Annotated in this window: 18 protein-coding genes; 10 read left to right on the plus strand and 8 right to left on the minus strand. The window is 74.7% G+C overall.

All coding sequences use genetic code 11. The annotated features are described in order from the left end of the window. Positions 1–67: 67 nt before the first annotated feature. From BLW63_RS18150 to BLW63_RS18160, 4 genes are all read left to right on the plus strand, one after another. Complete coding sequence (locus tag BLW63_RS18150; protein WP_091159351.1) at positions 68–1,576, plus strand: APC family permease; 1,509 nt, start codon at positions 68–70, stop codon at positions 1,574–1,576. Continuing rightward, a complete protein-coding gene (locus BLW63_RS27425) occupies positions 1,573–1,716 on the plus strand; it encodes a hypothetical protein (RefSeq protein ID WP_211517165.1) in 144 nt (47 codons plus the stop codon). The genes BLW63_RS18150 and BLW63_RS27425 overlap by 4 nt, the downstream gene beginning before the upstream one ends. Before the next feature lie 297 nt (positions 1,717–2,013). Next, a complete protein-coding gene (locus tag BLW63_RS18155) occupies positions 2,014–2,712 on the plus strand; it encodes a response regulator transcription factor (RefSeq protein ID WP_091159354.1) in 699 nt (232 codons plus the stop codon). Positions 2,713–2,962: 250 nt separating this feature from the next. After that, positions 2,963–3,460, plus strand: coding sequence for an Lrp/AsnC family transcriptional regulator (locus BLW63_RS18160; protein WP_091159357.1), 498 nt, complete (start codon positions 2,963–2,965; stop codon positions 3,458–3,460). 38 nt (positions 3,461–3,498) lie between these two features. On the opposite strand, the gene BLW63_RS18165 is transcribed toward BLW63_RS18160, so the two are convergent. Beyond that, the gene (locus BLW63_RS18165; RefSeq protein ID WP_244522653.1) at positions 3,499–4,284 is read right to left on the minus strand and encodes an IclR family transcriptional regulator; all 786 of its coding nucleotides are present in this window, start codon (positions 4,282–4,284) and stop codon (positions 3,499–3,501) included. A gap of 134 nt (positions 4,285–4,418) precedes the next feature. Between BLW63_RS18165 and hutH the strand changes: the two genes are divergently transcribed. Together hutH and hutU are read left to right on the plus strand one after the other, a co-directional pair. After that, complete coding sequence (gene hutH, locus BLW63_RS18170; RefSeq protein ID WP_091159359.1) at positions 4,419–5,957, plus strand: histidine ammonia-lyase; 1,539 nt, start codon at positions 4,419–4,421, stop codon at positions 5,955–5,957. 10 nt (positions 5,958–5,967) lie between these two features. Next, on the plus strand, positions 5,968–7,623 hold the full coding sequence (gene hutU / locus BLW63_RS18175; RefSeq protein ID WP_091159362.1) for a urocanate hydratase: 1,656 nt from the start codon (positions 5,968–5,970) through the stop codon (positions 7,621–7,623). 3 nt (positions 7,624–7,626) lie between these two features. On the opposite strand, the gene hutI is transcribed toward hutU, so the two are convergent. Genes hutI through speB form a run of 4 tightly spaced genes read right to left on the minus strand, consistent with a single transcriptional unit; the run spans position 7,627 to position 12,440 of the window. Further along, positions 7,627–8,847, minus strand: a complete 1,221-nt coding sequence (hutI, locus tag BLW63_RS18180) for an imidazolonepropionase (protein WP_244522654.1) — start codon at positions 8,845–8,847, stop codon at positions 7,627–7,629. Continuing rightward, on the minus strand, positions 8,844–10,181 hold the full coding sequence (locus BLW63_RS18185; protein ID WP_091159365.1) for a formimidoylglutamate deiminase: 1,338 nt from the start codon (positions 10,179–10,181) through the stop codon (positions 8,844–8,846). Before BLW63_RS18185 ends, hutI begins: the two co-directional genes overlap by 4 nt. Continuing rightward, positions 10,172–11,452 (minus strand): allantoate amidohydrolase, encoded by a 1,281-nt coding sequence (locus tag BLW63_RS18190; RefSeq protein WP_091159368.1) that lies wholly within the window; start codon positions 11,450–11,452, stop codon positions 10,172–10,174. The genes BLW63_RS18185 and BLW63_RS18190 overlap by 10 nt, the downstream gene beginning before the upstream one ends. Before the next feature lie 37 nt (positions 11,453–11,489). Beyond that, positions 11,490–12,440, minus strand: a complete 951-nt coding sequence (gene speB / locus BLW63_RS18195) for an agmatinase (RefSeq protein ID WP_091159371.1) — start codon at positions 12,438–12,440, stop codon at positions 11,490–11,492. A 128-nt stretch (positions 12,441–12,568) separates the two neighbouring features. Here speB and BLW63_RS18200 point away from each other — a divergent pair, with 128 nt between their 5' ends. The 4 genes from BLW63_RS18200 (at position 12,569) to BLW63_RS18215 (ending at position 17,259) form a co-directional block, all read left to right on the plus strand. Further along, a complete protein-coding gene (locus tag BLW63_RS18200) occupies positions 12,569–13,174 on the plus strand; it encodes a helix-turn-helix domain-containing protein (protein WP_091159374.1) in 606 nt (201 codons plus the stop codon). A gap of 130 nt (positions 13,175–13,304) precedes the next feature. Then, a complete protein-coding gene (locus BLW63_RS18205; protein ID WP_211517166.1) occupies positions 13,305–14,762 on the plus strand; it encodes an amino acid permease in 1,458 nt (485 codons plus the stop codon). A 2-nt stretch (positions 14,763–14,764) separates the two neighbouring features. Next, a complete protein-coding gene (locus BLW63_RS18210; RefSeq protein WP_170856843.1) occupies positions 14,765–15,562 on the plus strand; it encodes a carbon-nitrogen hydrolase family protein in 798 nt (265 codons plus the stop codon). After that, positions 15,559–17,259 (plus strand): flavin monoamine oxidase family protein, encoded by a 1,701-nt coding sequence (locus BLW63_RS18215; protein WP_091159376.1) that lies wholly within the window; start codon positions 15,559–15,561, stop codon positions 17,257–17,259. The genes BLW63_RS18210 and BLW63_RS18215 overlap by 4 nt, the downstream gene beginning before the upstream one ends. A 70-nt stretch (positions 17,260–17,329) precedes the next feature. Here the strand turns inward: BLW63_RS18215 and BLW63_RS18220 are convergent, their stop codons facing one another. The 3 genes from BLW63_RS18220 to BLW63_RS18230 all read right to left on the minus strand — a co-directional run bounded on the left by BLW63_RS18220 (position 17,330) and on the right by BLW63_RS18230 (position 21,315). Beyond that, on the minus strand, positions 17,330–18,823 hold the full coding sequence (locus tag BLW63_RS18220) for an HNH endonuclease signature motif containing protein (protein WP_091159378.1): 1,494 nt from the start codon (positions 18,821–18,823) through the stop codon (positions 17,330–17,332). Positions 18,824–19,146: 323 nt separating this feature from the next. After that, positions 19,147–19,995 (minus strand): hypothetical protein, encoded by an 849-nt coding sequence (locus BLW63_RS18225; RefSeq protein WP_139263659.1) that lies wholly within the window; start codon positions 19,993–19,995, stop codon positions 19,147–19,149. A gap of 312 nt (positions 19,996–20,307) precedes the next feature. Further along, a complete protein-coding gene (locus tag BLW63_RS18230; RefSeq protein ID WP_170856844.1) occupies positions 20,308–21,315 on the minus strand; it encodes a toll/interleukin-1 receptor domain-containing protein in 1,008 nt (335 codons plus the stop codon). Positions 21,316–21,399 lie beyond the last annotated feature (84 nt).

Here is a 21,399-nt window from a genome sequence, read left to right on the forward strand (position 1 = left end):
GCGGTCAGGACAGGTCTCCGAATGCAGAACCCTTGTCGGACAGCCGGCCTGCTGCGATAACCGTCGGATGCAGCCGGACCCTCCCGACTCCACCGTCCGCCCGGGTGCGGAAGCCACCCTCCGCCCGGGCGCCATCGGGTTCCTCGACGCCCTCGTGATCGGTCTGGCCTCGACCTCGCCGGCCTACTCGCTGGCGGCGATCATCGGCGCGCTGGTGGCGCTCACGGGCGTCCACGCGCCCGGCGTGCTGCTGGCCTCGTTCGTGCCGATGCTGCTCATTGCGTCGGCCTTCGCCGCGCTCAACCGGGTCGACCCCGACTGCGGGACGACGTTCTCCTGGGTCACCCGGGCGATGGGGCCGTGGGCCGGCTGGATCGGCGGCTGGGCCATCACGATGACCGGCGTCCTGATCATCGGGTCGCTGGCCAACGTGGGCGTCGTCTTCACGCTGCGGACCCTGAACCTGGACTCGCTGGCGGAGAACACAGCGGTCGTGCTGGTGCTGACCGTCGCGCTCATCCTGCTGATGACCTGGATCTGCGTGCTGGGCACCGAGTTGTCGGCCCGGCTGCAGAACGCGCTGATCCTCGCCCAGACCGTCGCCCTGCTGCTGTTCGCCGCGGTCGCCACCTACCGGGGGGTGACCGGCGACAGCCCGCTGGGCGGCCTGGACCCGAGCTGGGACTGGCTCGACCCGTTCGGCGCCGGCGGGGCCGCGCTCACCGGGGGGCTGCTGCTCGGGGTGTTCGCGTACTGGGGCTGGGAGTCGGCCGTCAACCTCACCGAGGAGACCCGCGACTCCACCTCGACGTCCGGCCGCGCCGCGATCGTCTCGACCGTCGTCCTCCTGGTCACCTACCTCGCCGTCGCGATCGCCGTCCTGGCCTTCGCCGGCACCGACTACCTGGCCGAGAACGCCGACGAGGAGGAGGCGATCTTCGCCCTGCTGTCCACCGAGGTGATGGGCGGCTGGGACTGGGTCGTCCTCCTGTCCGTGGCCACGGCGGCGATCGCGTCGACCCAGACCACGATCCTTCCGGCGTCGCGGACCGGGCTGTCGATGGCCCGGCGGCACGCGTTCCCCCGCCGCTTCGGCCACATCTCGCCGCGGCACCGCACACCGGACGTGTCCACCTGGTGGGTGGGCGGCATCGCCAGCGTCTGGTTCGTGGTGGTGAGCCTGGTCAGCGAGAACGCGCTGTTCGACTCGATCACCGCGCTGTCGCTGCTCATCGCCTTCTACTACGCGCTGACCGGAATCGCCTGTGCCGTCTACCACCGCCGGCAGTTGACCCGCAGCGCGTCGGCGCTCCTGCTCATCGGGGTCGGGCCGCTGGTGGGCGCCGGGCTGCTGATCTGGCTGCTGGTGCTGTCGATCCGCGACCTCGCCGACCCGGAGAACTCCTACACCGGGCAGGCGTGGCTCGGCGTGGGCCCACCGCTGGTGATCGGCGTCGGAATCTTCGTCGTGGGGCTGGTGCTGATGGTCGTCTGGCGGGCGAGGGACAGCCGGTACTGGCAGGAGCGGCCGGGGATCGCCGGCGACCGCATCCACGTCGACGAAGACCTGCGGTGAGCATCGTCCCGGGCTACGACGAGTCGCCGGGGTCCCGGCCGGCCCTGGCGCTCTCCCTGGAGCTGGCGGCCGGGTCCGACGAGCCGCTGGTCCCCGTCGACGGCGTCGAGCCGCCCGGCGGTGTGGGGCCCAGGCGCTGATCGACGCCGCCCACCGGCACGACGGCCGGGTCGTCGTCGTGGGCACCCGGGGAGAGCCCGCTGCGCGGCGCCGTCGTCAGCTCGGTGTCGCACCGGCTGCTGCATCTGTCTGACCGGCCGGTCCGCTGTGTCACGGCGAGGGACGAGGGCTCCTGACCGGCCGTCCCGAGCGTCGGGCGTCCGGCCGGACGATCTTGCGCGTTCCTTGCGGGTGCGGCGCGGGAGCCCTGCGGTAGGGGGGTCACGGTCGTCACGTCGGCGGGGGACCCCGCCCGTGAGCGAGACCTGGAGACGATCGTGACCCTCACCCTCGACCGGCCCGACCAGCTGGCGCGCACCACCGCCGGCTCGGCTCCCCGCGTGCTGATCGTGGACGACCACCGGACGTTCGCGGAGCTGCTCTCCGGCGCCCTCCAGGCCGCCGGGATGGAGGTGGTGGGAACCGCGCACTCCGCCGCGCAGGCCGTCGCCATGGCGCAGGACGTGCAGCCGGACGTCGTGGTGATGGACATCCAGATGCCCCGGCAGGACGGGTTGTCCGCCACCCGTCGGCTGCGCGAGGTCGCTCCGACCACGGTCGTCGCGGTGGTCAGCGACCACCGCGACCCGGAGTGGGTGGTGCGCGCCAGCCAGGCCGGTGCGTCCGCGTTCATCCCCAAGGAGGGCTCGCTGGCCGAGATGATCGACGTCCTCACCCGGGTGCGGCACGGCCAGATGTTGATCGCCCCGTCCACGTTCGCGACCGCACCGACCGCCGGCAACCGCCCGGCGCCCGTGGACGAGGTCGTGCCGCGGCTGACCCGCCGGGAGCAGGAGGTGCTGGACTGCCTGGGCCGCGGGATGCACGTCAAGGCCATCGCCCGGGTCCTGGGGATCACCCTGGAGACCTGCCGGGGCTACGCGAAGTCGCTGCACGCCAAGCTCGGCGTCCACTCCCAGCTGGAGGCGGTCGTGAAGGCCCAGCACCTCGGACTGCTGCTGCCCGCGGCGGCCTGACGACCTCCCCCGTCGGCCGGTGGCTGTCCCGATCCGCCGGTGGTCAGGGTCAGGCCTCCGGTCCGGCACCAGGCCTCCGTCAGCACGTCGCGCAGGTGGCCGTTTGTTGCGGATCCCGTCGTCGTTACCGGCTCTGGATGCCAGAATCGTAGCGGTGAGCCACCCTCGCGAGCCATGTCGTCGCCGTCCTGGTCTGGCTACGATCCGGGGGCCCGGGTCCGTCGGGACCACCGCGCGGGGGAGGACTGGCATGAGCATCCGTCGGCAGTTCGTGCTGGACGACGTCTCGCGGGCGATCATCGAGCAGCTGCAGGAGGACGGCCGCCGTCCGTACGCCCGCATCGCCGCAGCGGTGGGGCTGTCGGAGGCCGCCGTCCGGCAGCGCGTGCAGCGGCTGCTCGACGCCGGCGTCATGCAGATCGTCGGGGTCACCGACCCGCTGCAGGTCGGCTTCTCCCGGCAGGCGATGGTGGGCGTGCGCACCGGCGGTGACGCCCGCGTGGCGGCCGACCGCATCGCCGCGTTCACCGAGGTCGACTACGTCGTCATCACGGCGGGTTCGGTCGACCTGCTGGTCGAGGTCGTCTGCGAGGACGACGACCAGCTGCTCGACGTCGTCGCCCGCATCCGCGCGGTGGAGGGCGTGGAGTCCACCGAGACCCACCTCTACCTCGGGCTGGCCAAGCAGACCTACGCCTGGGGCACCCGCGGCCCGCAGGGCGCGGCGTCCCCCGACGCCGGGCTCTGAGACCAGAGCCCACGGAGGTCGCGGGGGCCGCGACGGGGTCAGCCTCCGCGCCGGCCGGGCAGCGCCGCTCGGGGTGGGTGTCCACCGAACCGGCGGGTCACCTCGGCGGCGACCCGGGTCACTCGCAGGGCCAGCCCGTGGCGGGCCGCGGCATCCAGGGCCTCGGCGGGGAAGGTGACCGCGGCACCGGCCACCGGGTGCCCGGAGTGGTCGAAGACCGCCGCGGCCACGGAGGCGAAGCCCGGCGTGACCTGGCCGTCCTCGGTGGCGTACCCGCGCTGGCGGACCTCGGAGAGGACGCGCCGCAGGGCCGACAGGGACGTCGGGCCCGTGCCGTGCCGCTCGACGAAGGCGCTGGGGTCGGGGAAGAGCGCGCGGACCTGGATCGCCGGCAGGTGGGCGAGCACGGCCCGTCCGCTGGCCGTGAGCTGCGCGGGCAACCGGACGCCGACGTCGGTCACCAGGGGAGGGCGTCCGGGGGCCCGTTCCTCGACCACGTAGAGAACCTCCCGGCCGTGCAGCACCGCGAGGTGGGCGGTGCAGCCGACGGCGTCGACCAGCCGGCCCAGCACCGGCCGGGCCAGCCGGGCGAGGGGTTCCTGCCGCAGGTACGCGGACCCGAGCTCGAACGCGCTCACCCCCAGGCCGTACCGGCGCTCCTCGGGGAGGTGGACGACGAAGCCCGCGGCCATCAGCTCGGCCAGCAGGTGGTACGTCGTCGACCGCGGGAGATCGAGGTCCCGGGCCAGCGCCGCCGCGGGGACGGGGCCGGGATGGCGGGCCATCGTCTGCAGGACCGCGAGGGCCTGCCGAGCCGCGGGCACGCCTCCGCGGGGTCTCCGGCGGTCGCCGTCCGTCCTCGGCGTCACCCCCGGAGCGTAGGCAGGTGTCTGGCATACCGGACACCAGTGCGGCCGCACGGCTGGGATCGCCGTCCTCCGGGGTGTGCCATGACTCCGTGGACGCGGAGCGGATCGCAGTGGGCACCGGCCCGGTGGACCCGGACGACCTCGTCCGGGTCGCCCGCCACGGCGCCGGTGTCCGGCTCACCGACGGTGCGCTGGCAGAGATCGCCCGGAGCCGGGAGGTCATCGAGAAGCTGGCGGACGACGACCGGCCGCACTACGGGGTCTCCACCGGCTTCGGCGCGCTGGCCACCACGCACATCCCGGGGGACCGGCGCGCGCAGCTCCAGCGCAGCCTGATCCGCTCCCACGCCGCGGGCAGCGGTGCGGAGGTGGAGCGCGAGGCCGTGCGCGCCCTGATGCTGCTGCGCCTGTCGACGCTGGCCACCGGCCGCACCGGCGTGCGGGTGGAGACGGCTCAGGCCTACGCCGCGATGCTCGACGCCGGGCTCACCCCGGTCGTGCGCGAGTACGGCTCCCTGGGGTGCTCCGGTGACCTCGCGCCGCTGGCGCACGTCGCGCTGGCGCTCATGGGCGAGGGCGAGTTGCGGGACGCGGCGGGTCGCCTGCGGCCGGCGGCCGAGGCGCTCCGCGACCACGGGATCGAGCCGGTCGAGCTGGCCGAGAAGGAGGGGCTCGCGCTGGTCAACGGCACCGACGGCATGCTCGGGATGCTCGTCCTGGCGCTGGCCGACCTGCGCCGGCTGCTGACCACGGCGGACGTGGCGGCCGCCATGAGCGTCGAGGCGCTGCTGGGCACGGACGCCGTCTTCGCCGAGGACCTGCAGGCACTGCGTCCGCACCCGGGGCAGGCCGACTCCGCGGCGAACCTGCGGGCCCTGCTCGCGGGCAGCGGGATCATGGCCAGTCACCGTGGCCCGGAGTGCACCCGGGTGCAGGATGCCTACTCCCTGCGGTGCGCGCCGCAGGTCCACGGCGCCGCCCGCGACACCGCGGCGCACGCTGCGGCGGTGGCCGACCGGGAGCTGGCCGCGGCCATCGACAACCCGGTGGTGACCGTGGACGGGCGGGTGGAGTCCAACGGCAACTTCCACGGCGCCCCGGTCGCCTACGCGCTGGACTTCCTGGCGATCGCCGCCGCCGACGTCGCCGGCATGAGCGAGCGGCGCACCGACCGGTTCCTCGACGTCGCGCGCAACCACGGGCTCCCGCCCTTCCTGGCCGGCGACCCCGGGGTCGACTCCGGCCACATGATCGCCCAGTACACCGCGGCCGGGATCGTCAGCGAGCTGAAGCGCCTCGCGGTGCCCGCCAGCGCCGACTCGATCCCCTCCTCGGCCATGCAGGAGGACCACGTCTCCATGGGCTGGGCAGCGGCGCGCAAGCTGCGCCGCGCGATCGACGGCCTGACCCGCGTGCTCGCCATCGAGGTGCTGACCGCCGCTCGCGCGCTGGACCTCCGCTCCCCGTTGCGGCCGGCACCGGCCACGGCGGCGGTGCGGGACGCCGTCTGGGCGGCCGGCGTGCCGGGACCGGGATCCGACCGCCACCTGGCCCCGGAGATCGAAGCCGTCGTCGGCCTCGTGGACAGCGGCGCGCTCCTGGCCGCCACCGGCCTCGACCTGCACTGAGGAGGAACCCATGGACGGAGCCCGACCGGTCCGCGCCCCCCGCGGCACGACCCTGACCGCGCGGAGCTGGCAGACCGAGGCCCCCCTGCGGATGCTGCAGAACAACCTCGACCCCGAGGTCGCCGAGCGCCCCGACGACCTGGTGGTCTACGGCGGCACCGGACGGGCGGCCCGGGACTGGGCGAGCTACGACGCGATGGTGCGCACCCTGACCACGCTGGCCCCGGACGAGACGATGCTCGTGCAGTCCGGCCGCCCGGTCGGCGTGCTGCGCACCCACGAGTGGGCGCCGCGGGTGCTCATCGCCAACTCCAACCTCGTCCCGGACTGGGCGACCTGGCCGGAGTTCCGCCGGCTGGAGCGCCTGGGCCTGACCATGTACGGGCAGATGACCGCCGGCTCCTGGATCTACATCGGGACCCAGGGGATCGTCCAGGGCACCTACGAGACCTTCGCCGCCGTCGCCGCCAAGCGGTTCGGCGGCACGCTCGCCGGCACCCTCACGCTGACCGGCGGCTGCGGTGGCATGGGCGGTGCCCAGCCGCTGGCGGTCGCGCTCAACGGCGGCGTGTGCCTGGTCGTCGACGTCGACCCGAGCCGCCTGCGCCGCCGGGTCGAGCACCGCTACCTCGACGAGGTCGCCGACTCGCTGGACGACGCGGTGTCCCGCTGCCTCGCCGCCAGGGCGGAGCGGCGGGCGCTGTCCGTCGGCCTGGTCGGGAACGCCGCCACGGTGTTCCCCGACCTGCTCCGCCGCGGGGTGGACGTCGACGTCGTCACCGACCAGACCTCGGCCCACGATCCGCTGTCGTACCTGCCCGAGGGGGTGGACCTCGGCGACTGGCACGACTACGCCGCGGCCAAGCCGGAGGAGTTCACCGACCGGGCGCGGGCGTCGATGGCGAAGCACGTCGAGGCGATGGTGGGCTTCCTGGACGCGGGCGCGGAGGTGTTCGACTACGGCAACTCCATCCGCGACGAGGCCCGGCTGGGCGGGTTCGACCGGGCCTTCGCCTTCCCGGGCTTCGTGCCCGCCTACATCCGCCCGCTGTTCTGCGAGGGCAAGGGACCCTTCCGCTGGGCGGCCCTGTCCGGCGACCCGGCCGACATCGCGGCGACCGACCGCGCCGTGCTGGACCTCTTCCCCGACGACGACCACCTGCACCGGTGGATCCGTGCCGCCCGGGAGCGGATCGCCTTCCAGGGACTGCCGGCCCGCATCTGCTGGCTGGGCCACGGCGAGCGCGACGTCGCCGGGCTGCGCTTCAACGAGATGGTCGCCTCCGGCGAGATCAGCGCGCCGATCGTCATCGGCCGCGACCACCTCGACTGCGGCTCGGTGGCCTCGCCCTACCGGGAGACCGAGGCCATGGCGGACGGCTCGGACGCGATCGCCGACTGGCCGCTGCTCAACGCCCTGGTCAACACCGCCAGCGGGGCCACCTGGGTGTCGATCCACCACGGCGGGGGCGTGGGCATCGGGCGGTCGATCCACGCCGGCCAGGTGAGCGTCGCCGACGGCACCGACCTGGCCGCGGCCAAGCTGGCCCGCGTCCTGGCCAACGACCCCGGCACGGGCGTGATCCGGCACGTGGACGCCGGCTACCAGCGCGCCGAGGAGGTCGCCGCGGCGCGCGGCTTCCGGGTCCCGATGCGGGAGAGCTGATCGTCAGCCGACGACCTGCCGCCCGGCCTGCCACACCCCGGTGACCAGCGGGACGCCCGGCCGGTAGGAGAGGTGGACGTGCGAGGGTGCGTCCAGCAGGACGACGTCGGCGCGGGCGCCGACCCCGAGGTGCCCGACGTCGTCGCGCCGCAGCGCCCGCGCGCCGCCGAGGGTGGCCGCCCACACCGCCTCGTCGGGGGTCATCCGCATGTCCCGCACCGCCACGGCGATGCAGAACGGCATGTTGGTGGTGTAGCTGGACCCGGGGTTGCAGTCGGCGGCCAGCGCCACGGGAACGCCGGCGTCGATCAGGCGGCGGGCGTCGGGATAGCCCGCCCGGGTGGAGAACTCCGCCCCGGGCAGCAGGGTGGCGACCGTCCGGCTGGACGCCAGGGCCTCGACGTCGTCGTCGGTCACGTGGGTGACGTGGTCGGCGGAGGCGGCGTCGACCTCGACGGCGATCTGCACGCCCGGCCCGGGGCCCAGCTGGTTGGCGTGCACCCGGGGGAGCAGCCCGCGGGCGGCGCCGGCACGCAGGACCGCCCGGGTCTGGTCCCCGTCGAAGGCGCCGCGGTCGCAGAAGACGTCGATCCACCTCGCCACCGGTGCGCAGGCGTCGAGCATCGCCGAGCACACCAGGTCGACGTAGTCGTCCGGGCGGTCGGCGTACTCCGGGGGGACGACGTGCGCCCCGAGGAAGGTGACCTCCGCGGTGTGCTCGGCGGCGACCTCGAGGCTGCGCCGCTCGTCGGCGACGGTCAACCCGTAGCCGGACTTGCACTCGATCGTCGTGGTGCCCGACCGCCTCGCCTCGGCGACGAGGGCCGCGGTGGTGCGGTCGAGCTCGTCGCGGGGAGCCGCACGGGTGGCGGCGACGGTCGTCCGGATCCCCCCGGCCGTGTAGGGGCGGCCCGACATGCGGGCGGCGAACTCCGCCGTCCGGTCCCCGGCGAAGACCAGGTGGCCGTGGCTGTCGACGAAGCCCGGCAGGACCGCGCGGCCGCCCGCGTCCACCCGCTCGTCGGCGGCGCCCTCGGGGACCCGGCTCCGCGGTCCGGCCCAGGCGACGACCCCGCCGTCGAGGACCAGCGCGGCGTCGCGGACCAGGCCCAGCGAGCCCTCGCCGAGCGCGGGGTCGTTGGTGACCAGGGTGCCGATGCGGTCGATCAGCACGCCCCTGTCGCCGGCCGCCTCGCTGACGGGCTCCGGCCCCTGTCCGCTCACGGCAGCACCGCCGCTATGGCCGAGTCGAGCGCCGCGGGCACGTCGTCCACCGCGGTGTGCCGGCCGTCGGCGACCACCCTGCGGCCGCCGACGACGACCTCGCGCACGTCGGGGGCGCCGCCGGCGAAGACCACCGACTCCAGCAGGGTCGCCGGCCGCGCCCCCGCCAGCCGCACGGAGCCGAGCCCGACGGTGACGAGGTCCGCGAGTGCGCCGACGGCGAGTCGGCCGGTCTCCGGCCAGCCCAGGGAGGCCGCGCCGTCCCCGGTCGCGGCCCGGAGCAGCGCGGCCGCGCTCCAGTGGCCCCGCCGCTCGGTGGCCAGCCGTTCCCCGAGCTCCACGCCGCGGGCCTCCTCGAACAGGTCGATGACGGCGTGGCCGTCGCTGCCGAGGGACAGCGGGCAGCCGGCGTCGGCGAGTGCGCGGGCCGGCCCGATGCCGTCGGCGAGGTCCCGCTCGGTCGTGGGGCACAGGCAGACCGTCGTGCCCGACCGCCCGAGCAGGCCGGTGTCGGTGGCCGTGAGGTGGGTGGCGTGCACGGCGGTGGAGCGCGGGCCGAGCACGCCGGAGCCGGCGAGCAGCTGCGTCGGGGTGCAGCCGTGCGCCGCCAGGCAGGCCTCGTTCTCGGCGCGCTGCTCGGAGAGGTGGACGTGCAGCGGTGCGCGGCGCTCGTCCGCCCAGGCCGCCACGGTCCCCAGCTGGTCGGCCGGGACCGCGCGCACCGAGTGGATCGCCGCGCCGACGCGGGCCCGGGCGGTGCCGCGCAGCTGCGAGGCGCGATCGGCCCACGCCGCGGCGTCCCCGTCGCCGAAGCGCAGCTGCGGGCCCTGCAGGTCCTGGTCGAAGCCCCCGGACAGGTAGCAAGTGTCGAGCAGGGTGATCCGGATGCCGGCGTCGTCGGCGGCCGCCAGCAGCGCCTCCCCTACGGCGTTGGCGTCGGCGTAGGGCACCCCGCCGGGGCCGTGGTGCAGGTAGTGGAACTCCCCGACGCAGGTGACCCCGGCCAGCGCCATCTCCGCGTAGGTGGCCCGGGCCAGCGCGTGGCAGGAGTCCGGGGTCAGCGCGGTGGCGACGGCGTACATCTCCTCCCGCCACGTCCAGAACGTGCCGCCGGCCCGGTGGGTGCGCCCCCGCAGGGCCCGGTGGAAGGCGTGCGAGTGGCCGTTGGCCAGGCCGGGCAGGGTGAGCCCGCGCAGGTGGACGGCTCCGGGCGGACGCTCCGCACCTGGCCGCAGCGCCGCGATCCGCTCGCCGTCGACCTCGATCAGCACGTCGGCGTCCGCCCGGTCGCCGCCGAGCCACGCGTGGTCGGCGAAGAACGCCGTCACCGGCATGCCAGGTCCTCGAGCACCGCGGCCAGGGCGCGCACGCCGGCGGTGCAGTCGTCGGCGGTGGCGTGCTCGGCCGGGCTGTGGCTGACCCCGGTCGGGTTCCGCACGAACAGCATGGCCGTGGGCACCCGGGCCGCGAGGACCCCCGCGTCGTGGCCGGCGCCCGTCGGCAGCGCCGGGACCCCGCCCAGGACGGCGTCGATGCGGTCGCGCAGCCGCGCGTCGAAGTCGACGACGGGGGACCAGGACTCCTGCGTCACCCGGACCGTCGTGCCGTGGAGACTCCCCGCTCGTTCGGCGGCCGCGGTGATGCCGGCGACGAGGTCGGCGACGGTGGCGTCGTCGGGCGCGCGGCCGTCCAACCACGCCTCCACCCGCGAGGGGATCGCGTTGGTCCCGTTCGGGGAGACCTCGACTCTGCCGAAGGTCGCCACCGCGCCGGCCCGCTCGGCCAGCCCTCGCGCCGCCAGGACCGTCGAGGCGAACGGCAGCACCGGGTCCCGCCGGTCCTGCAGACGCGTGGTGCCGGCGTGGTTGGCCTCGCCCTCGAAGGAGCACCGCCAGCGGCCGTGCGGCCAGATCGCCGTGGCCACTCCCACGGGCTCGGCGGAGTGCACGAGCGCCTGCCCCTGCTCGACGTGCAGCTCCACGAAGCTGCCGATCCGCGCGAGCGCCTCGTCGTCGCGCCCCAGGTCGGCGGGGTCCGCGCCGGCCCGCCGCATCGCCTCGGCCAGCGTCAGGCCGTCGCGGTCCCGCAGGCCGCGCGCCCGGTCCGGGTCGAGCGCGCCGGTGAGCAACCGGCTGCCGACGCACGCGACGCCGAAGCGGGCGCCCTCCTCGTCGCTGAAGGCCACCACCGCGATCGGGCGCGCCGGCTCGACGCGCCGGGCGCGGAGCTCATCCACGGCCAGGAAGCCGGAGACGACCCCGAGCGGACCGTCGTAGGCGCCGCCGTCCGGGACGCTGTCGAGGTGGCTGCCGGTCACCACGGCACCGGCGGCCGGCGTCCCCCACCAGGCCCACAGGTTGCCGTTGCGGTCCTGCTCGCAGGCCATCTCGCGCTGCGCGGCCTGGTCGGCGAACCAGGTCCTCAGCTCCAGGTCGGCCGGCGTCCAGGCGGCGCGCCGGTAGCCGCCGGTCGTCCGGTCGCGGCCGATCCCGCCGAGCGCCGTCCAGGTCCGGGCGAAGCGCCGGTCCAGCGACTCCTCCATGGCCCCATCGCACACCGTCAGGACGGCGCGGCCCAGGTCCGCGGCGGCGTGGCTGTCTGTCATCCCAGACGGTCGGCCCCGCTCCGCGCGGGCGCCGGGCTCAGGCGCGGTTGAGCGCCAGGACCGACAACAGCTCGTAGCCCACGTGGGCCGCGGCGATGCCGGTGAGCTCGGCGTGGTCGTAGGGCGGGGACACCTCGACGATGTCGGCGCCGACCACGTCGACCCCGACCAGCCCGCGCAGCGTGTTGAGCAGCTCCCGGCTGGTGAGCCCGCCGGCCTCCGGCGTGCCCGTGCCCGGCGCGTGCGCGGGGTCGAGGACGTCGATGTCGATCGACACGTAGACCGGGCCGCCGGCCAGCCGGCCGCGCATCCGCTCCACGATGCTGCGCACGCCGTCGACCTCGTAGTCGTCGGAGCGGATCATCTGGAAGCCCAGGACGGCGTCGTCCTCGAGGTCCTGCTTGCCGTACAACGGGCCGCGGATGCCCATGTGCAGCGAGCGCTCCAGGTCGATGAGCCCCTCCTCGCTGGCGCGGCGGAACGGCGTGCCGTGCGTGTAGGGGGCGCCGAAGTAGGTGTCCCAGGTGTCGAGGTGGGCGTCGAAGTGCAGGACGGCGACCGGTCCGTGGTCGCGGGCCAGCGAGCGCAGGATGGGCAGCGCGATGGTGTGGTCGCCGCCGATGGTGAGCAGCTGGGCGCCGTCGGCCCGCAGCGCCGTCACCTCCCGGTCGATGGTGTCGATGGCCTCGCCGAGGTCGAACGGGTTGACGCCGATGTCTCCGGCGTCGGCCACCTGCTGGGTGCCGAAGGGCGTGGCGTCGAGCGCGGGGTTGTAGGGCCGGAGCAGCTTCGAGCCCGCCCGCACGTGGCCGGGCCCGAACCGGGCGCCGGGCCGGTAGCTGACGCCGGAGTCGAACGGCACCCCGAGGACGGCGACGTCGGCGCGGGAGACCTCGTCGAGGCGCGGCAGCCGGGCGAAGGTCGCCGGGCCGGCGTAGCGGGGCACCCGGGTGGCGTCCACGGGACCGATGGGCGTCTGCTCCTGCACGGGCTCTCCAAGGGCTCGGGGCGGGGTCGCGTCCCCCGTCCGGGTCGGCCGCCACTGTCAACTCGTGTTTCCCACTTGTCAACCTCCCGCGTCGGCTGGCTAGTGTCCGGGAGACCGGGGAGGTGGTCATGACGGCGGTTCCGGAGGGCACGGCGCGCGCGGACGGCGTGCCGCGGATCGGTGGGCGGCTCAAGGCGGTCAGGCAGGCGCGCCGGCTCACGCTCACCGACGTGGCCGAGGCCAGTGGGCTGACCAAGGGGTTCCTCAGCAAGCTCGAGCGCGACCAGGCCACCGCCTCGGTGGCGGCCCTGGTGCGGGTGTGCAACGCGCTGGGCATCTCACCGGGGAGCCTCTTCGAGGCCGCGCCGGGCGGGGAGGCCGTCCGCGCCGGCAGCTACCCGCCGATCGCCTTCGGCGGCCAGGGGCTGACCGAGTACCTGCTCACGCCCGCCGGCGAGCGGCGGATGCAGGCGATCCTCTCCGAGGTCGCCCCCGGCGGCGGCAGCGGCGCGGAGAGCTACGCGCTGCCCGCCGAGGTGGAGTTCGTCTTCGTGCTGGAGGGCGAGCTCGAGGTGACCGTGGCCGGCGAGGGGACCGTGCTGGGGCCCGGCGACGCGTTCACCTTCTCGCCCGGCACCGAACACGGCTTCCGCTCGCTGCGCACCGACGGGACCACCCGCGTGCTCTGGGTGTTCGCCCCGGCACTCTCGGAGGGGCGGGCCGCGCTCCCGTAGTCTGCCAGGAAACAGTAGTTGACATATGAGCAACCGATGGTGATGCTCGCTGCGACCCACGCCACAGGAGTCCGCGGAGGACTCTGGTGGCCGGACCCCGAGGCCCGGACGAGGCCGCAGAGGAGCGCACGTGAGCACACTCCAGGGCGGGACGGGCAGCGTCGCCCCGGCCCGCAGCCAGCTGTTCCGGCTCAAGCCGGTGGACGTCATCGTCGCCCAGCACCAGGAGGCCGGCGGGCACGGCCTGCGCCGGTCGATGAGCCTGCTGCAGCTGACCGCGCTGAGCATCGGCGCCACCCTCGGCACCGGCATCTTCGTCATCCTCGGCGAGGCCGTGCCGCTGGCCGGGCCGGCCATCGTGCTGAGCTTCGTCCTGGCCGCGGTGACCGCGCTGTTCTCGGCCCTGTCCTACGCCGAGCTGGCCGGCAGCATCCCCGTCTCGGGCTCCTCCTACTCGTACACCTACGCCACCATGGGCGAGCTCGTCGCCTGGGTCTGCGGCTGGTGCCTGATGCTCGAGTACGGCGTCTCGGTCGCCGCCGTCGCCGTGGGCTGGGGGGCCTACATCGACGACCTCGCCGCCAACACGGTCGGCGCGGTGCTCCCCGAGGTGCTGTCCGCGCCGCCCGGTGACGGCGGGGTGTTCAACGTGCCCGCCGTGGTCGTCGTGCTGCTCGCCATGGCGCTGCTGCTGCGCGGCACGAGCGAGAGCGCGCGGGTCAACACCGCGATGGTCGTGCTCAAGGTCGGCGTCCTGCTGTTCTTCTGCGTGGTGGCCTTCACCGCCTTCCGCGCCGGCAACCTCGCGCCGTTCGTGCCCATGGGCCTCGCCGGCGTCACCGCCGCGGCCTCCCAGGCCTTCTTCTCCTACATCGGCTTCGACGCCGCCTCGACCGCCGGCGACGAGGCGCGCGACGCCCGCCGCGACCTGCCGCGGGCGATCATGCTGTCGCTGCTGGTCGTCACGGTCGTCTACTGCCTGGTCGCCCTGGCCGCCGTCGGCGCGGTGCCGTGGCCGCAGATCAGCGGCTCGGAGGCGGCGCTCGCCGACGTGCTGAGCATCGCGACCGGGCAGACCTGGACGGCCGTGCTGCTCTCCATCGGCGCGGTCATCGCGATCGCCAGCGTCGTCCTGACCGTGCTGTACGGACAGACCCGCATCCTCTACGCGATGTCCCGCGACGGTCTGGTCCCGCCGGTCTTCGGCCGGGTCAGCGCCCGCCGGCGGATCCCGGTGGCCAACACCGTCATCGTCAGCGTCGTGATCGCCCTGCTGGCCGGCCTGGTCCCGCTCGGCGAGCTGGCCAACGCCACGAGCATCGGCACGCTGTTCGCCTTCGCGCTGGTCAACGTCGGCGTGGTGCTGCTGCGCCGCAGCCGGCCGGACCTGCCGCGCACCTTCCGGACGCCGCTGTACCCGATCACCCCGGTGCTGGGCGTGCTGTTCTGCGTCCTGCTGGTGCTCGGCCTGGGGTCGGCGACCTGGCTGGTGTTCCTCGCCTGGATGCTGCTCGGGCTGGCCGTCTACGCCCTCTACGGGTACCGCCACTCCGCGCTGCGGACGGGCGCGGACGTCCCGGGGGCCTGACCGTGCGGATCGCGCTGCTGCAGGGCCCGGCCGAGACGCCGGACCCCGAGGCCGGCCTGGCGGCCGTCGCCGACGCCGCCGCCCGGGCCGCCGCGGCCGGCGCCCGGCTGCTGGTCACCCCGGAGATGTCGCTGACCGGCTACGCCATCGGCGCCGAGCGGGTCGCGGAGCTGGCCGAGCCGGTGCCCGGACCGCTGACCGACCGGGTGGCGGCCATCGCCGCCGAGCACGGGCTCGCGATCGCGGTCGGGCTGCCGGTGCGCACGCCGGCCGGCGTGGCGAACACCGTCGTCGTCGTGGACGCCGACGGCGGGCTGCTGGCCCGCTACGCCAAGACGCACCTCTACGGCGACGTCGACCGCGACGCCTTCGTGCCCGGGGACGTCGGGGTCGTCCGGTTCCGGCTGGACGACCTCACCGTCGGGCTGCTGGTCTGCTACGACGTCGAGTTCCCCGAGGCGGTGCGGGCGCACGCCGTCGCCGGCACCGAGCTGCTCGTCGTCCCCACCGGGCTGATGGACCCCTACGGCTCCGTCGGCAGGGTGCTCGTGCCGGCCCGCGCCTACGAGAGCCAGCTGTTCGTCGCCTACGCCAACCGCACCGGCGCCGAGGGGGAGTTCGTCTACTGCGGCGCGAGCTGCGTGGTCGCCCCCGACGGCACCGAGCTGGCGCGGGCCGGCCGGGGCGAGGAGCTGCTGCTCGCCGACGTCGACCCGGCCGTCCTCACCGCCTCCCGCCGGGTGAACACCCACCTGGCCGACCGCCGTCCCGAGCTCTACCCCACGGAGACCCCCGCATGACCTCCGCCATCCCCGTCGCCGCCCACGAGCCGGGCGAGGCGCGCCCGGCCCGGCCGCTCACGATGTTCGGCCCGGACTTCCCCTTCGCCTACGACGACTGGCTCGCCCACCCCGCCGGGCTCGGCGAGGTGCCCGACACCGAGCTCGGCACCGAGGTCGCCGTCATCGGCGGCGGCCTGTCGGGCATCGTCACCGCCTACGAGTTGATGCGGCTGGGCCTCAAGCCCGTCGTCTACGAGGCCCACGAGATCGGCGGCCGGCTGCGCTCGACCCGGTTCGAGGGCCACCCCGGCGTGGTCGCCGAGATGGGCGCGATGCGCTTCCCGCCGTCCTCGACGGCCCTCTTCTCCTACGTGCGCGACCTCGGCCTGCGGACGACGCGCTTCCCCAACCCGCTCGACGTCGCGACCCCCAGCACCGTGGTCGACCTCAAGGGCGAGACGCACTACGCGCGCACCCTCGACGACCTGCCGCCGCTCTACCGCGAGGTCGCCGACGCCTGGCACGAGACGCTCGTGCAGGGCGCCCGACTGGAGGAGATGCAGCAGGCGATCCGCGACCGCGACGTCAAGACGGTCAAGGCGATCTGGGACGAGCTGGTCGAGCAGCTCGACGACACGACCTTCTACGGGTTCCTCGCCGCCTCGCCGGCGTTCCGCTCTTTCCGGCACCGCGAGGTGTTCGGCCAGGTCGGCTTCGGCACCGGCGGCTGGGACACCGACTACCCGAACTCGATGCTGGAGATCCTGCGCGTCGTCTACACCGCCGCCGACGACGACCACCTGTCCATCGTCGGCGGCTCGCAGCAGCTCCCGGTGGGGCTGTGGCGCCGCGAGGTCGAGGCGCCGGTGCACTGGCCGGCCGGCACCAGCCTGGCGTCGCTGCACGCGGGCGGGCGGCCGCTGCCCGGGGTGACCCGACTGCACCGCACCACGCCCAACTGCCTGACCGTCACCGACGAGGCCGGCGGCATCCGCACGTACAAGGCGGCGGTGTTCACCGCGCAGAGCTGGAACCTGCTCTCCCGGATCGCCTGCGACGAGGAGCTGTTCCCGATCGACCACTGGACGGCGATCGAGCGCACTCACTACATGGGCTCGACCAAGCTGTTCTGCCTGGTCGACCGGCCGTTCTGGAAGGACGTCGACCCGCGGACCGGCCGGCACCGGATGAGCATGACGCTGTCGGACCGGATGACCCGCGGCACGTACCTGCTCGACCAGGGCGAGGGCAAGCCCGGGCTGATCTGCCTGAGCTACACCTGGGCCGACGACTCGCTGAAGTGGCTGCCGCTGTCGGCGACCGAGCGCATGGAGGTCATGCTGACCTCGCTGCGGGAGATCTACCCGGACGTCGACCTGCGCCGGCACGTCATCGCCTCGCCGGTGACGGTGTCGTGGGAGTCCGAGCGCGACTTCATGGGCGCCTTCAAGGCCAACCTGCCCGGCCACTACCGCTACCAGCGGCGGCTGTTCACCCACTTCAAGCAGGACGAGCTGCCCGAGCAGTACCGCGGCCTGTTCCTCGCCGGCGACGACATCTCGTGGACCGCCGGCTGGGCCGAGGGCGCCGTGCAGACGGCGCTCAACGCGGTGTGGGGCGTCGTCCACCACCTCGGCGGGCGTAGTCACCCGGACAACCCCGGCCCGGGGGACCTGTTCGACGAGCTCGCGCCGGTGCGGCTGCCCGAGGACTGACAGCGCGGGGCCGGTCGGTACCGCACAGGTCGGGGCAGGCGCGAGCCGACCTGTGCGGTACCGCGGTCGATCAGAAGGGTGGCGGATCGCCTGCCGGCGGTGGTGACGACCGTGCATGGCCCTCGGCCGGTGGGTCAGGTGGCGGTGGTCGCAGTCCGGGTGGCCGGGTGGAGCGGGTGACGCCGCAGGGGGTGGTGACGTGCAGGGTGCCGTCGTCGTCCATGACGAACCGCCAGCCGCGGGCCAGCGTCTTGAGCCGGTGGTGGGAGCGGCACAGGCAGCACAGGTTGGCGCAGTCGGTCGCCCCGCCGTGCGCGTGCGGGACGACGTGGTCGCGGTCGGCCCAGCCGACCCGCTGCCCGCAGTGGGGGAACCGGCAGGCCCGGTCGCGGGTGGTGACGAAGGCGCGCTGGGTCGCGGTGGGGGTGTAGGCGTCGGTCGCCGGCGGCCGGTCGAGCGCCGGGCAGCCGCAGGCGGCGTCGGGATGGGCGGGGCAGCCGCGGCGGGCCAGCCGCGCCAGCCGGTCGGGGGTGACCGTGGCCCGCAGCGCGCCGTCGGCGTCGGTGAGCGCCAGGGTCACCGTGCCGCCCTCGGGGGCCTGCAGCTCCAGCGTGCCGAGCTGGGTGAGCAGCTCGCGCAGGTGCGCGGCGGTGATCGGCTGCCCGTTCATCTCACCGGGCTGGTCGCTCCGGCCGGCCAGCGCGTCCAACGCGGCGGTGATGGTCAGCTGGGCGGTGACCGCGGGCTGGCCGGTGTCCCAGGGCCGGCGGATCAGGTCGGCCAGCGCCGCGGCCCTCAGCTCGCCGATCGGCCGGGGATCACCGTCGCTCTTGAGCATCGCGGCGAGCTGGTCGACCACCGAGTAGCACTCCGCCGACACCGGGGTGGGCAGGTCCGCGGCCAGGGTCGACATGCCCTCCAGGGGTGAGGCGCAGGAGCGAACGTCGGCGGACCGCTGCGCCGCCTCCCGCCGCTGGTCGACCGCCTCGGCGCCGAGCTCGAGCAGCAGCGCCAGCGCCCGGGCCCGCAGCCGCCCGGTCGACAGATGAGTCGCCTCCAGCAGCACGATGGCTTCGACCGCCCGGGCGACCGCCGGAGAGGTCAGGCCGAGCACGTCGACCAGCACCTTGGCGCGCGGCTCATCCAGGACGCCGTCGGCCATGGCCGCCCAGGTGGCCGGCAGGTCTTCCCGGTAGGTCCAGGCGCGGTGGGCCAGGTTCGCGGCGGTGCGGCGGCCGCAGTTGAGCACCACGGCCAGCTCGGCGGTGAAGAACTGCGACACCCCGGGCAGCTCGGGCTCCGGCGCCCACGACCCCCGCGTCGCACCGGGCTGGTCCGATGGCGGGTCGAGGGTGTCGGGGGTGTCGTCGGCCAGCCCCAGCACCAGCTCGGCCTCGTAGGCGGCGTCCATGGCCTTGCGGGCCTGCACCCGCTGCAGTTCGGCGGCCTTCTGGTCCCGGGTCAGCGCACCGACCGGCAGCCGGGCGGTGGTTGGTGGACGGTCGAGCAGCCGCCCGACCAGCGCCGCCTCGATCGGCGTGCACAGGGCACCGGCTGACGTCATGACCCGAACATACGTACGAGATACGACAGTTCTGGCGGGTCCCGCGCCAGCCGAGATCCGCCCCATGCGGCCCGATCACCACGACGCGGGTGGCTCGCGAACGGGCGACTCCGATCGTCCAGAACTGTCGCCGCCCGCCCGAGGCCGAACCAATCGGTGGGGCGGTGGTCGACCGGACGAACGGTGGCAGTAGCGCCCTACCGGCCACTCGGCTCCCGGTGTCCTCGATGGGGCTGGCGGGGGATGTCCGGTTTGATCAGACCCTGCGGCGCTCAGCGGACCGAGGCCGCCGGATGTCGACACTCCGTGCGGTGGGCTCGGCGTCATCCCGGTGGGAACGTGCCCCGGCGGGCGTCCAGGAAGCGGCCGACGGACGGCTGGAGGGCCAGCACCGCCGCGGTGACTGCGGGCCCGGCGAAGAGGAGAGCGAGGACGAAGAACAGCATCCCCGAGACGAGGCCTCCGAAGGCGCCGACCCAGACCCACCACCCGGAGATGCCGACGACCACGGCGGCGGCCCCGATGAGGACGCGGCGGTCGAGGCCGTGGAACAGCAGCACCGCGCCGATGACCAGCGGCACGGCGCTGGCGAGCTCCCACAGCGCGACGACGCCACTCTGCTCGTACAGCTGGTCGTCCAGCGCGGCGAAGCTCATGGTCGCCATGGCGGTGAAGAAGCCGCCCGCCACCGACAGTCCGGCCAGCGAGCCGGCGAGGACGCAGGCGGCCACCGCCGGGCGCGGTGGGGGGACGTCGGCCGGGTGGAGCGCGGGAACTCCCGCGATGCCGTCCGGCCCCGCATCTGGGCCCGTCGGGGAGAACCAGCGCCGGGCCGGCTCGCCCGTGGTCAGGAGCAGCCCGGCGGTCGGCGCCACGGCGAAGAAGAGGAGGCCGGCACCGGCCGTGGCCGCGCTCTCCACCCACCCGTCGCCGAAGGGCAGGACCCACGCGACCGTCCAGAGGGCGGCCACGCCCAGCTGGGCGCCGAACGCCGCCAGCAGGGCTCGCCGGAGGTAGGGGGTACGGCGCCACAGCGCGACCGGCCCGAGGGCCAGGGTGAGGAGGGACGCGACCAGCCCCGCCGTGTCGAGGTGTCGTGCAAGCCCCGCGACGCCGGCGTACATGCCGCTCGAGAGGACGTCGAGCAGGCCCTGGCCGACGAGGAGCGTCACGGCGGCCACCACTGCACGCGGCCGACGAGGCCGGCGTGGGGCGACGTACCCGTGGGTCCTGCCGGGGCTCCCGACGGCGGGCATGCAGCGGATTGTCCGCCGACCGCAGTACCTCCTGAAGTCGCTCGCGAACGCTGCTGGGCGGACACGGCCTCGTCCTTCACGTGGCCTCCGCGTCGATGACCGGCATGAATGTCCGGCCCGACCGGCCGCCTGAGCGACGCCTCGCCACGGGGCCGTCGCTGCGGCCGACCAATCAGGTCGCCGGACGGACTCGGCGTCACCGCGAGCTGCCCATCGCGCTCACCCGACTCAGCACTCTCCCGGTTCGAGGGTGGGTGGCGTGACGTCGATCCGGTCCGCGTCGTTCTCGAGCCGGAGCTGGATGTACCCGACCGGCTCGCAGGCGACGTCGAAGCCGATGAGCGCGTCGCCCACCGTCTCGGCGTCCACGAACTCGGGCGAAGGCGAGAAGCACGTGACCGCGAACGGCCGCTGGGCGACGACGAGCGAGTCGTAACGCCAGTCGCCGTGATATGCGCCCGACGGCAGAGCGGCCTCCATGGTCGTCGCGAGGGTCACCTGCCACGCCGATCCCTGTGGGCGCCAGCTGGCGGCCTCGACGGAGAAGATCAGTTCACCGCCCTCGACCTCTTCTCCCCCAATGGGGTCCGCGCTCAGTTGGATCGCGGTCCAGCCATCCCCGGTCAGTGGCGGGCACGACGCGATCTCCGCTCCCGCCTCCTGGCCGCTCCCGCCCTCGTCAGTGGGACCCCACAGCCACCATGCCCCGGCACCCAGCGCGGCCAGCGGAGCCGCGACCGCGAGCGCGACCGGTCCGCCGCGGCGTCGCTGGGTCGGCGACGACGCCTTCCCGCGCAGCGACCGCATCAGACCATCGACGTCCTGGTGCCAGGTCTCGTCGTGCAGCACCACCGCCTGCCGCTGGGCCAGTCGCTGCAGCGCCTCGGGCAAGTCGGCACCCGCCGGCAGGGTGGCCCCGCCGACGAGCACGGGGACGACGCGCACATCACGGTCCAGCGCCCTGGCTATCTCCAGGCGCACGTAGTCGTCGGCGGCGAACAGCCGGGGCGACCCCTGCGGGGTCGACGCGGTGAGCCAGCCCGGCCCGATGACGGCCAACAGCGCGTCGCTGTCGTCGAGGGCGCGGTCGATCACCGCCGTGTAGTCCTGACCCGGGGCGATGTCGAGCACGTCCTGGAACACGCTCCTCGGCCCCATGCGCGCGTGCAGCGCATCGGCCAGCCGTCCGGCGTACCCGCCCACATCACCGCGGCGGTAGCTCAGGAAGATCCGCACCGCACGCTCACCCTCGTGCACCCCAACGGCGCCCGGCCGCTCCCGGCAGAGCCTCCCACCGCGGGCCGGCTGCGACAACGAGCA

This window comes from Geodermatophilus africanus, from assembly GCF_900107105.1.
GTDB lineage: Bacteria > Actinomycetota > Actinomycetes > Mycobacteriales > Geodermatophilaceae > Geodermatophilus > Geodermatophilus africanus.

Bases quoted from the DNA above. Each gene is read 5' to 3' on its own strand.
- BLW63_RS18220 (WP_091159378.1), bottom strand. From the start codon at position 18,823: ATGACGTCAGCCGGTGCCCTGTGCACGCCGATCGAGGCGGCGCTGGTC.
- BLW63_RS18200 (WP_091159374.1), top strand. From the start codon at position 12,569: ATGACGGCGGTTCCGGAGGGCACGGCGCGCGCGGACGGCGTGCCGCGG.
- hutU (WP_091159362.1), top strand. From the start codon at position 5,968: ATGGACGGAGCCCGACCGGTCCGCGCCCCCCGCGGCACGACCCTGACC.
- BLW63_RS18150 (WP_091159351.1), top strand. From the start codon at position 68: ATGCAGCCGGACCCTCCCGACTCCACCGTCCGCCCGGGTGCGGAAGCC.
- BLW63_RS18185 (WP_091159365.1), bottom strand. From the start codon at position 10,181: ATGCCGGTGACGGCGTTCTTCGCCGACCACGCGTGGCTCGGCGGCGAC.
- BLW63_RS18160 (WP_091159357.1), top strand. From the start codon at position 2,963: ATGAGCATCCGTCGGCAGTTCGTGCTGGACGACGTCTCGCGGGCGATC.
- BLW63_RS18190 (WP_091159368.1), bottom strand. From the start codon at position 11,452: ATGACAGACAGCCACGCCGCCGCGGACCTGGGCCGCGCCGTCCTGACG.
- BLW63_RS18215 (WP_091159376.1), top strand. From the start codon at position 15,559: ATGACCTCCGCCATCCCCGTCGCCGCCCACGAGCCGGGCGAGGCGCGC.